Source organism: Mastigocoleus testarum BC008 (assembly GCF_001456025.1).
GTDB lineage: Bacteria > Cyanobacteriota > Cyanobacteriia > Cyanobacteriales > Nostocaceae > Mastigocoleus > Mastigocoleus testarum.
In genome coordinates this window covers 1-12,623 of the sequence record NZ_LMTZ01000074.1, presented here as the reverse complement: position 1 = coordinate 12,623, position 12,623 = coordinate 1, and the positions used below count along the sequence as shown (strand labels likewise).

Here is a 12,623-nt window from a genome sequence, read left to right as displayed (position 1 = left end):
GACGCCCCATTGTTCGCTTTTGCTTCTTTTATTTCTTCATTCTTTATTCTACAGTTATATGCAACTTCACATAGAGTTGGTATAAGAGTAGATTAGTGATAAAACTATTTTCCTTTTGTCATAGGGTCATATATTTTTTGCCCACTACATATCAAGTGAAAATGTTTTTCTATTTGCTTTTTGCGACAAAAATTTATCTTTTTGAAGAGTTACTTACCGCATAACAAGAATCAAGTAAAGACCAAATATATAAACAAACAAAAAATATTTTTAAACTACATTTAATATCTTGTTAATAAAAAAGAGAAATAATATTGATGATGGTATTAAGTATTTTTTCTCACAAGTATTCAGTATTCTTTAAAACTAAAAATGCTGAAAAATTAGGATTGTTTTTATTGTTTCAGAGAAAAATTTTTATTTCTGGATACTTAGCAGTAAACCAGTTTCTCGCGGGTGGACCAATTCCTCCCTTGGGGGAGGTTAGGAGGGGGTTTGATCGCTTGCTGGGGAGGTTAGGAGGGGGTTTGATTGCTTGGGGGAGGTTAGGAGGGGTTCGATTTGCTGGGGATTATGAGGGGGTTCGATTGCTTGCTAGAGATTATGAGGGGGTTAATAGCTTCCGGGGAGATGGGGAAGTTAGGAGGGAGTTAAGTAGTTTGCTGGGAGGTTATTTATCTCTAAAACATCTCATTGATCAAATTTTTTAGTCAAATTTCTAGGGAACTAAAAGATAATGACAAAGGCTAGACTTAAAGGATTTGCATCTCTACCTGCGGACACTTTTGCTGACGGACCTCAATCTGGTGCAGATAATGGTAATGGTGAACCGATTTCTGCGAATGGACGAACTGGTCCTTTTGATGGTCAACCTGTTCAAGGTTTTAGTGGAGTACAGTTTGCTCCTGGTGTAGATGGTTCTTACTGGTTTTTATCGGATAATGGTTTTGGTGCTCAAACCAATAGTACTGATTATTTATTGCGTTTGTACCAAGTCGATCCAAACTTCGCTGGGACAGAAGATGGTGATGGTTCCATTGAGGTGGAAGGTTTCGTTCAACTTTCCGACCCCGACAATTTAATTCCCTTTGATATTACTAATAAAGGAAGCAGCGAAAGGTTATTAACTGGTGCTGACTTTGATATTGAATCTTTTGTTATTGATAAAAATGGTGATATCTGGATTGGAGATGAGTTTGGACCTTACTTACTACATTTTGACTCTACAGGCAAGCTCCTAGAGGCTCCAATTTCTACTCCTAATATTAATAATCTGAAAACTCTTAACGGTCAAGATCCTCTGGTAATTGCTCACCGTGGTGCTAGTGGTGATTTTCCCGAGCATACTTTGGAAGCGTATCGGGCTGGAATTGCTGCTGGTGCTGATTTTATTGAACCGGATTTGGTAACTACTAAGGATGGGGTTCTAATTGCACGTCACGAACCCATGCTTGATGATACTACTAACGTTGCTGAGGTTTTTGGTGAAGACCGCAAATCAACTAAAATGCTCGATGGTGAGGAAGTTACTGCTTATTTTGCAGAAGATTTTACCTTAGCTGAAATCAAACAGTTGCGTGCGGTTCAATCTCGTGATTTTCGCGATCCTGCTTTTGATGGTTTGTTTGAAATTCCTACTTTTAAGGAAGTTATTGAATTAGTTCAGAAAGTCGAAGCGCAAACTGGTAAGCAGGTCGGGATTTATCCAGAAACCAAACATCCTACTTTCTTCGATGAACAAGGTCTTTCCTTGGAAGAACCTTTAGTTGCAACTTTACAGGAAACAGGTTTTACAGATCCAAATCGGATTTTTATTCAATCCTTTGAATTTGCGAATTTAATTGATTTACAAAATAATCTGCTTCCTGCTGCTGGTTTGGAGAATTTACCTCTAGTTCAGCTTTATGGTGATGTGGAAGATGCTTTCATCAATGAAAATGGTGGTGGTTTTTCAGTTCCCTACGATATAGTTGCTAATTTCAGCAAAGAAGGTTTTGACGAAGCTGCTGCGAGAGCAACTTATGGCGATTTAGTCGATATCGTTCCTAATTTTGGCATTAATACCACTTACAAAAACTTAGCAACCAAAGAAGTTTTTGATTATATCGGTAATAACTACGGTGAAGGTATTGGTCCGTGGAAAAACAGTTTTGTATTACGCGAATCCTTAGATACTCCAGTCGATGGGAATGGTGATGGTGTTGCTGAAATCACCTCTCAGTTAACCGGTGAAGTTCGTCCTTATATAAATTGGGCTCATGATGCTCTAATGCAAGTTCATCCTTATACTTTAAGAGACGAAGAGCGTTTTCTCACCCTTAATCCCGATGGTACTCCCCAAACCGCAGAGGGTGAAGTCGAACAGTTAATTAACTTGGGTGTTGATGGTTTCTTCACCGATTTTGCTCGCACTGGTGACCCGATCCGGGATGCGATCGCAGCTTCAGAAGTACGTTCTCCCCAAAATCCCGATCTGAAAAACTTTAATAGTTTAAGTGGTGAAGCACCTTTAGTTATCGGTCACCGGGGTGCGAGTGGTGATTTCCCCGAACATACTTTAGAAGCTTATCGTTTAGCAATTATTCAAGGTGCTGATTTTGTTGAACCAGATCTCGTAACTACTAAAGATGGGGTGTTAATTGCGCGTCACGAACCTTTACTTGATGACACCACCAATGTTGCTGAGATTTTTGGTAGCGATCACAAATCAACTAAACTCCTTGATGGTGAGGAAATAACTGGTTATTTTGCGGAAGACTTTACCCTAGCTGAAATTAAACAGTTACGTGCGGTTCAATCTCGCGATTTCCGTAGCGATGAGTTTGATGGTAAGTTTGAAATTCCCACTTTCAAAGAAGTCATTGAACTGGTTCAGGAAATGGAGTCGGAGTATGGTTTCAAGGTTGGTATTTATCCAGAAACTAAACACCCTACTTTCTTCGACGAGCAAGGTCTTTCCTTGGAAGAACCTTTAATTGCAACTTTACAGGAAACAGGTTTCACAGATCCAAATCGGATTTTTATTCAATCCTTTGAATTTGCAAATTTAATTGATCTCCAAAACAATCTCCTTCCTGCTGCTGGTTTAGAGAATTTACCTCTAGTTCAGCTGTATGGTGATGTGGAAGATGCTTTCATCAATGAAAATGGTGGTGGTTTCTCGGTTCCTTATGATATCGTTGCTAATTTTAGTAAAGAAGGTTTCGATGAAACTGCTGCGAGAGCAATTTATGGTGATTTAGTCGATATCGTTCCCGATTTCGGAATCAACACTACTTACAAAGACTTAGCGACCAAGGAAGTTTTTGATTATATCGGTAATAACTACGGTGAAGGTATTGGTCCGTGGAAGAACAGTTTTGTATTGCGCGAACCCTTAGATACTCCCGTGGATGGAAACGGTGATGGTGTTGCTGAAATTACCTCTCAGTTAACCGGTGAAGTTCGTCCTTATATAAATTGGGCTCATGATGCTCTAATGCAAGTTCATCCCTATACTTTAAGAGACGAAGAGCGTTTTCTCACCCTCAATCCCGATGGTACTCCCCAAACCACCGGTGAAGAATTTCTGCAATTAACAGAATTAGGAGTAGATGGTTTCTTCACCGACTTCCCCGAAACTGGACGGATCGTAGTTGACGATTTAACCCAAGAACCTAACTTACGTGGTTCCCGTGGTTTTGAGGGAATGGCTTTTAGTCCTGACCGCACCAAAGCTTATCCTTTATTAGAAGGAACAGTTGTCGGTGACCCAGAAAATTCCCTGCGAATCTACGAATTCGACCTCACCAAAGGCGAATATACTGGTTTAGTTGGTTACTATCCCACCACAGATGGTAATCCCATCGGTGACTTTACCCCCATCAATGACCATGAATTTTTAGTAATTGAACGGGATGGAGGACAAGGAGACGCGGCTGAATTCAAGAAAATCTTCAAAATTGACATTTCTAAAGTTGATGAAAACGGCTTTGTAGAAAAAGAAGAAATTGTTGATTTATTGAACATTGACGACCCCAACGACTTAAATGGTGATGGTGAAACAACCTTTAAATTCCCCTTTGTCACCATTGAAGATGTCCTAGTTGTGGACGAAAACACCATTTTGGTTGCAAACGACAATAACTATCCTTTCTCCGTTGGTCGTGGTCCCGATATCGATAATAATGAAGTCATCCTCATAGAATTAGATAAACCTTTAAATTTAGATCCGCGTTTGGGTCAAAACCCAAAAAAAAATGAAGAATCTCAAACTAAAGAACCTGAACTAGTTGGGGGTACTGCTGGTGACGACATATTTGTTGTGGGTGATAACCTCAGCAATGAGAAGAACATTGTGTTTGCGGGTGCTGGTGACGATGAAATCGATCTAACCGGTGGAAGTGAAAACCGGGTTAATGCTGCTGAAGGTGACGATCTGATTTTTGTCAGTCTCAAAGATAGAGTATTTGCTGGTGAAGGGAATGACACCTTTGATGCTACCGATGGTATGGGTCAAAACCGGATGTCTGGTGGTGGAGGTGATGATATTTTCTTCCTAGGAAAACAAGACCGCGCTTTTGGTGGTAAAGGTGATGATAAATTCTTCGTTCAATCCGGTGGGGATAATATCATCTCTGGTGGTGAAGGTGCAGATCAATTCTGGATTGTGAGTGGAGAAGTTCCCGAATCTGCAAATACCGTTCTTGATTTTGAAGCTGGTACCGATGTCATTGGTATCTTGGGTAGTGCAAGTTTGGGTATTGATGCATCGACCTTAGATGTGAGTGATGATGGTGTTAATACTGCGATCGCTTTTGGGGATCATACGTTAGCTGTGCTTAATGGTGTGACTGATTTTGATGTTAATACCAGTGTGGTTTTTGGTTAGTTTTGCGTTGACTAGCTTATAACCTCCCCGCAGACGACTAACCCCCTCCTAACCTCCCCCGAGGGAGGAATGTCGTCTCTGCAAAATCTCATAAATCACCGATGTGCACTGTAACTACTGGTATTTTTGATCAAATAAACAACCCAGCATCAACATGAAAAAAATTACCTAAGTACATCCCGATTGTTAGCTAATTAATTATTTAGAGCAGGAACTTCAATCGGTGCGAATATCGAAGAATCTTGTTCTGCACAAAGTGATAAGGATTTCATCAGTAAATAACCAATAGCTCTAAAAGAAGCTCGAGAAACGAAATATTGGCTACGATTGTTAATTAAGTCAGAAATAATGAATGAGAAACAGATATGAAATCTTATTGATGAATGCGAGCAAATAACTAGAATTACAACTAAGTCAACTGTGATAACTAAAAATAAATTAAATAAGTAAATAATTTTGACTTTTGAATTTTAACTTCCGCGCAGAGGTTAGCGCTTATATGTTACACTTTATATTTTGCAGCGCAAGAAGAAAAGATCGTTCGCTTTCTCTCAATGTCATGAGTACCAAGTAGTATTGCCCCTCAACCCCCTCGTAAATGGACATCCTTTCCCTAAGAAAAAATGGTAAGCCTCCCCTAATGAGGTTAGGTTGTGAATCAACAACTGTGCTTATTAAATCGTCGTAATTATTTATCCATCCTGACTTTCTATTACCTTTCCCAGTATCGTTGTACCACCCAACCGTGCTTGCGAAGCGTAAATAATTTTTGAGATCGCTTTCATTCCAATCTCTCGTTTTAATACCCAATCTATTTCCCGTCTTAACCCAAATCTCCTTTTGCACACTGAAACCAAAATCTCCATCTGAATGTTTTACCCACAACTCATCCATTTTTCTCAAGTCAGGACAGGAAAATTGCTCAATGTTTGCGATACTTAGGTATCTTTCTTTTATTCTATTTGCAATAACAAGCATAAGTTCCCAATTTGCAATATCAGCTTCTCGCCAATATTTCTTGTTTAAAGAGTGTTTAAGCTTAGTATAATAATATTCTTTTAGAGAATCTCTAACTTCCTGGTTAGGTCGTAGCTTAAATAATTCTTTATGAACTGATTCAATACTTTCAGCGGTGATAATTTGATCGTCTTTAAAAGGATCTGTCTCACGTGGATGATTGTTTAGAATATAAAATGCTTCTTGATAAGCTTTGATCGCTTCTGATTTATTTTTCTCTTTAATTAAATTTCCTTGCATCCCTTTAACAATAGCTTTAATCTGCAAACCTTGAGCCGAGCTAATATTTCCTTTTTCATTTAAATATTTCAAACTTTCATCAAAGTTACTTTGAGCATATGCAGGTTGCTTGAGTTCTTGATATGCTTGCGCCATTGAAGCCAATAACATTGCTTGTTTGAGATGATGGTCATCAACCCTAAAGGATAAACCAGCTTGTCTTAAAGCTTCGTCTGATGCAGTGGTGCGATTTTCATTGCGTAAAGTCCCGGCTAGTTTAGATAGTGCTTGAACTGTGTTAATTGTTATCTTAATTTCTTGATTCTTGATGCTATTTTCTTTAATCTCGCTTTCTATTTTTTTTAGCTTATCTTTAATTATTTTCTCTGTTTTCTGGGCTGAAGTAAGTTTTTGCTTTACTTCAGCTAATTTTTCTTTTGCTGTTTGAGCATTTTGTTTCGCTTGTAATTCATTATCTTTAGCAATTTTCTCTGTTTGCTTTGCTTTATTAACCTGTTCCAGTGCTAATTTTTCTTGTCGCTTTACTTGTCTAACAGTTTGATTAGCCTTATTAACCTGTTCCAGTGCTGATTTTTCTTGTTGCTTTGCTTGTACTAAATCATCTTTAGCTTCTTCAACCTGTCTATTTGCTGTTTCAACTTGCTTCACACCAACTATTACCGAAGCAATTGCTCCAAGCAATGTCACAAGCAAAATTATACTTCCAATACTAATTCGTCTTTTAGCTTTCTTATTCGCATCACTCAATACCTGATTTCTCTGTTCTGCTGCTTCCCTATCCTTCCTCTCCCTCTCTAATTCTGCTTCTTGATTTCTAACAGCTATTTCCTTTTCTTTACTAGCGGCTAAAAACTGCTTATCCTGATAACTTAAATTCTTATCGTTAGCCCATTCCTCAGCATCTGCTAAAGCCTTTCCTTGCAGAAGTCGAGATTCATCTTTATTTTCAGAAGCAACCCAAGCGCGAAAAGCTTCCGAGTAGGGACGCAGATTTCTTAATTGGACTTCAACCCAACCCCGATCAAAAACCTGTTGATAAACTCGATTATAAACCCTTAACTTACCTTCTCTTTTAACAACTAAGCCAGATAATCTTAAATTGCTAGACTCCACACTGTTATTTGCAACGACTTCTCCCTGTTCTTGAATTTGCTGATACAATTCCAACAAATACCCGGCTCGTTGCTCATTAGAGAGAATTCTATCCCTGATAGTTCGTAAATGCTCCGGATCGTCCTGAGATTCCCAATTCTCAATAATCCTTAATTTTACAACCTCCTCCACAAGATTAAAATAATCTAGAGACGTACCATGTGAATTTTGTAGAGACGTACCATGGTACGTCTCTACCATAAATTGACACAGTTTTTGGCTGAGAAACGGTTGTCCACCCGTCCAATCGAGAATCGATCGCATTACCTCTTGAGGATTATTAAATTTTCCCCGTAATCCTTTAATTAACGGTTTAACTTCCTCAATCTGAAAACCATTTAATTCTATTGCTTCCCCAATATTAAAAGGAGTTTGGGTTTTATCCCTAATCAAATTACCGGGAGTTGCTACCCCCAACAGTGCAAATGTCAACCGTTTAAAAATTGGATTGTCAACTCGTTGGTTTTGGAAAAACCGAATCAAAGCAAAAAAATCATCTAACGAAAAATCTTGACTCAGTATCTTGTCAATTTCATCGACAAAAATGACTATTTGTTCCTGAATATTTGCTAATAATACTTTTTCTATGAATAAACTCAAACATTGTACAGGGGAAAGAGTTCCTTGGTACTTATCCCACCATATTTGCCAATCAAAATTGAATTTATCTTCTAATTGACAACTTTCTGACAAATTATAAACGATTCCGCCATACCACTGTTGTTCAGTTACCTTACCAATTCCTGTTAGGTCAATTGCTGCACAAACTCTCCCTTCTTTTTGTAACCGTTGCATTGTCCGTACCCGCAAACTAGACTTACCCATTTGTCGGGAATTCAGGACATAACAAAACTTACCATCAAGCAACTTTTGGTAAAACTCCTCATCAGCTTTTCGCTCCACATAACTGGGAGCATCTACCGGGAGACTTGCACCTACTTGATAGAAATTGGAATTTAAATTGGAAGCGGAATTAGTTGCTATCATGATTGAAATTTCTCACAACTAATACGCCTTGGATTAAAATCCCAGGCTCATAGGCAAAGTATGATAAATCACACTGAGTATAGCTTGTAGTGCGTTTTAACGTACTTGGTCTATGAACCTTGTTCGCTAAAGCGGCGACACTTTTAGTGTTGAAATTTATTCCCGTGGATTTTGGACTTAATGACATGGTGCAAATTATCAGTTACAAAACACGGCGAAAATAATCGCGGTATAGTTGACAACGGGGTGTGACATGATTGTTTTCTCGCTGTACCAGTCCCAAACTGTGTAATTTGTAGATTTGGAATGAATCTAATTCTACTCCTAGATTTGAGTTAACTACTTGTTTAAAAGCTTTTCTTAAATCCTCACCCTGTGACAACTTATTTAGTAGATCGCGTAAATGATTAATATAAATTCCTGCTTCTGTTGTTGCCTGTTGTAACAAATCTTCTAAAGTTACTTTGTCAGTAATCATATGATACATCGCTAACCGAATTAGGTAAGGGTGTCCTCCCAAGATTCGATTTAACTCTTCTAATTGAGTATCTTTTAAATTGATTCCATGTCTTTGGGCTAAATCTAATACCTGCTGTTGATTAAAATCCTTCAGTTCTATGGGTATTCCAGCATTAAAAGGTGATTGATGCTTATCTAAGGGAACATAAACTTCTGTAGAATGGGCTAAAACCAAGCGCAGTTGTTTCCAAATATCAGAAATCTTCCCTTTTTCATGCCAAGAGCGTAACATTCCGAAGAAGTCTTCGACTAATCCACCATAAGGAAATAATCGGTCTACTTCGTCTAAGCATAGAACCAAAGAAGTATTTATTTGTTTTAAAATATACTTTTTAAAGTAATAAGTGCAGTTATCATTACTACCTAAGATATTAGTATTCCAAGTATTATTTACATTATTATCGAGTTCGAGTTCTAAGGATACCTTGGTACATATCCAACGTAGGAATCCATCAAGATTACTAAATACACCTTTTTCTATGCTACGAAGATCCAAATAAACTATTTGATAGTTCTGCTCTTGACTATAAGCTAAAATTCGTCTGAGTAAAGAAGTTTTTCCCATTAACTTTGGTGCTTTAATCCGAACTAAAGAACCAGGTTGTACTAATGTTTGGTAACAACAAAATTCAATATTATCCCGTTCTATGTAAAAAGGTGAGTCAAGAGGTACGCAACCATCGGGATATTCCAATTTATGTGGGGGAATATCTGGATTTCCAGATGTTTCGGAAGTGGAAATATAAGGAAGAGGAGTAGGTATAGTAAGCGGGTGGTGAATTCGCAACAATTCTTCAGCGATCGCTTTTAAACCTGAATTTCCAGGATTTGATTCACGTGCAGCAAAAATTAACTTTTCAATCCAATTTTCAGATTTTGATACTTTGATTAAATTAAATACTATTCCCTCTAAATTATGACCTCCAGCAATTGCATCTAGGTTTTTATCTAACTCAAATAGTAACATTTGCTCTAATGAGGCTTTATCTGGGAAAGCATCAATTAGAGCATCTTTTAATTTTTCAAGTGCTTTGCCTGATATATGCATGTTTTTAATCATACGTATAAATATAGGATTACTATTTGATTTTTAAAAGTATACTGAGATTCAAAAAATTATATACCGAGCTTAAATCTTGAAAAATCATTCAAAAATTAAACTATATTTCTATGTATCGATTTTTTTTTGCGTAAGGAAATTTCACTAATTTTTATGTATCATCGAATAACTTCTATGAGTTATTTATAAGCAGTAATTGATACTATCTATTTATCAGTAGTAGCGCACATCGGTGCGCCCTAAAATACCATTTTTCATTTCAAAAGAGGATCTGCTTTTTCAAACTCAATATAAAGATGTTTAAGCCCTCGCAAAATTATGTTTTGAAAGTGATTCAAATCATTTTTATCAGCCGCTAGTCGAATATTCTTAAGCCTTTTTAATAATTGTTCGTAAGCAATCAGCATTTCTTTACGAGCTAGAGCAGCACCAACGCAGAAATGAGCACCGTGACTAAAAGCTAAATGATTAGCTGCATTAGAACGACAAACTTCAAACTTTTCACCATCAGGAAAAATCTTCTGGTCGCGACTAGCAGAGTCAAAACGGAGTAATAGCACAGACCCTTCTGGAATATTTACCCCCGCCAATTCTGTATCTTTTTTCACGATTCGCCACATTGCAGCGGTGGGTGTTTCTAAACGTAAAACCTCTTCCACCAAATTTTCAATGCGGTCAGGAGCTTCTTGCACCAAAGCCATTTGCTCGGGATGTTGAATCAAAAGTAACATTCCACCCGCGAGAGCATTGGTAATAGTTTCATTACCTGCGACAAGTAACTGTTGAATAATACTAATTAGTTCGGCGGTATTTAGCGAGCGCACACCTTCTACTTTAGCCTGAACCAAATCGGTAATAATATCGTCACCAGGCTGTTTTTTGCACTGTTCTATTTTTTCATTTAAGTAATTCTGCAAGGCTAACACGTCCAATGCAGATTCAATTTCCTGTTCTTTGGAAAGGGTACGACCCAAACCAGCGACAGAAGCATCAGACCATTTCTTGAATTTTTCTAGGTCTTGCGCTGGAACACCCAACTGTTTAGCAATAACTTTGATAGACAAAGGAACAGCAAAGGAGTTGATAAATTCACATTCACCTTGATCAATAAAACTGTCAATCAGTTCATCAACAGTCAGCCTAATATGATCTTCCATCTTATTCACGCGGGAAGGAGTGAAAGCTTGATTAACCAAAGAACGAAAACGCTTGTGTTCGGGTGGGTCAGCAGTTAGCAAGGTATTAACAGGAGGCCAGCCCCGTGCAGCAATCTCCTCTACTTCGGGACTTTGTGCTTCTTTCCCTCCCATTAAATGAGAAAAATGGCTAGAAAACACCTCTACATTGAGAAGAATTTCCTTAACCAAATCATAGCTAGTAACTAGAAAAAGCTTACTCCCAACTAGCTCCGATGGTAACTCCATTACAGGAGAATTCTCCCGTGCTAATTTGTAAAATTCGTAGGGACATTTAAGCACCTCAGGAGATAGGAAATTATAATCCGATAGTTGCTTCATTTTTACCGCCCTCAATTATTACCCTATCTTACCGGGAGTAAGTCTCGATTAACATGTTTTACTCTTTGCAGGAGGGCGGATGGATGTATATTTAAGAGATACAGATTGGATTTTCTGTGAATCAAACAAAAGCAAAGTTATCTGCACTTAAGTCGTTAGCATTAATTCCTTGCAAAATCGCCAAATCTGTTCCATTAGAAGCAATTAAAGTATTATTTCCCTGCTGAGTAATAGTAAGATCCTCGAAACCAATTCCTAAACCAGCAATACCAATAATATCTTCACCATTGGTAAAATCAGCGATCGCATTTGTAGTGTCAGGAGTTTGAGCGACAGCAATCCAGAATTGGTCTGCACCCGCACCACCAGAAATAATATTGTCACCACCAGATGTCACAAAGAAGCGATCGTCACCTTCTTGACCAAATACACGAGAATCCGCTCCCATTATCAAGGTGTCATTACCTTCACCAGCGTAAATACGATGATTATCTCCATTACCCTGAGAAGCATCTATTAAGTCATCTCCCTTACCAGCAAAAACTATTTTATTGTTACCTTCTACTTCGATTACGTCTTTACCGACAGTTCCAAATATGGGTTCGGGATTTGAGGAAACATTGTCTCCCTCCCGAAAATCAAAGATAACTTCTGGATATGGGGAAGAAGAAGCTTCAAGTAAAGGACTTTCTTGGTTATTCAGATATTGATCGAAGAAAGCGACAGTATAGTCGTTAATGATTTGCGTTGCTCGCTTTGGATTGATGGGGTTGGAATTATCAGCAATCGAATTCTCTGATTCACCGGAGAGTAATCCTGCATCTTGTAATTCTTTCAGTACAAGAGGTAGATCGCTAAAATTAGAATGATTGGAACCGCGAATCGTCAACTCATAACCATCATCTTGCAGATTTTCAAAAAATGACTGTTGTGCTTTCACCAATGGATCTGAAGGATTACCCGTTCCAAAAGCTTCATTATTCATAAACATAAATGGTTTATTCAGACTTTCATCGACCCCATCTATGTAAAGTCCACCATCTAAATTAATTCCAGCTTTAAAGCGATCGTCTTCTAATAGTGTTTGAGCAGCGATCGCACCACCTAATGAATATCCAAAAATACCAACTCGGTCTAAATCTAACTTTCCGGTAAAAAGTCCCAAGGGGTCTTGAGCGAATGGCACTAAGAAAAGCTGTAAGCTATGCAGAATAAGTACCACAGCTTTTTAAGGTATTGAAAATAAAAAGATGGCTAGTAC

At 38.0% G+C, this 12,623-nt stretch carries 7 protein-coding genes; 3 read left to right on the top strand and 4 right to left on the bottom strand.

Annotation, left to right across the window (positions count from 1 at the left end; genetic code table 11):
* Positions 1-317: 317 nt before the first annotated feature.
* The 3 genes from BC008_RS11855 (at position 318) to BC008_RS52460 (ending at position 5,152) form a co-directional block, all read left to right on the top strand.
* Positions 318-710 (top strand): hypothetical protein, encoded by a 393-nt coding sequence (locus BC008_RS11855; RefSeq protein WP_027846980.1) that lies wholly within the window; start codon positions 318-320, stop codon positions 708-710.
* Between the two features lie 23 nt (positions 711-733).
* Complete coding sequence (locus BC008_RS11850; protein WP_407657053.1) at positions 734-4,870, top strand: glycerophosphodiester phosphodiesterase family protein; 4,137 nt, start codon at positions 734-736, stop codon at positions 4,868-4,870.
* A 219-nt stretch (positions 4,871-5,089) separates the two neighbouring features.
* Positions 5,090-5,152, top strand: coding sequence for a hypothetical protein (locus BC008_RS52460; protein ID WP_407657052.1), 63 nt, complete (start codon positions 5,090-5,092; stop codon positions 5,150-5,152).
* A 213-nt stretch (positions 5,153-5,365) separates the two neighbouring features.
* Here BC008_RS52460 and BC008_RS47470 read toward each other — a convergent pair whose 3' ends face one another.
* The 4 genes from BC008_RS47470 to BC008_RS11830 all read right to left on the bottom strand — a co-directional run bounded on the left by BC008_RS47470 (position 5,366) and on the right by BC008_RS11830 (position 12,584).
* On the bottom strand, positions 5,366-8,266 hold the full coding sequence (locus tag BC008_RS47470) for an AAA-like domain-containing protein (protein WP_082650543.1): 2,901 nt from the start codon (positions 8,264-8,266) through the stop codon (positions 5,366-5,368).
* A 202-nt stretch (positions 8,267-8,468) separates the two neighbouring features.
* Complete coding sequence (locus tag BC008_RS11840) at positions 8,469-9,833, bottom strand: AAA-like domain-containing protein (protein WP_027845836.1); 1,365 nt, start codon at positions 9,831-9,833, stop codon at positions 8,469-8,471.
* A 266-nt stretch (positions 9,834-10,099) separates the two neighbouring features.
* Positions 10,100-11,362, bottom strand: a complete 1,263-nt coding sequence (locus tag BC008_RS11835) for a cytochrome P450 (RefSeq protein ID WP_027845837.1) — start codon at positions 11,360-11,362, stop codon at positions 10,100-10,102.
* Between the two features lie 121 nt (positions 11,363-11,483).
* Complete coding sequence (locus BC008_RS11830) at positions 11,484-12,584, bottom strand: alpha/beta hydrolase (protein WP_058183563.1); 1,101 nt, start codon at positions 12,582-12,584, stop codon at positions 11,484-11,486.
* Between the last annotated feature and the right edge of the window lie 39 nt (positions 12,585-12,623).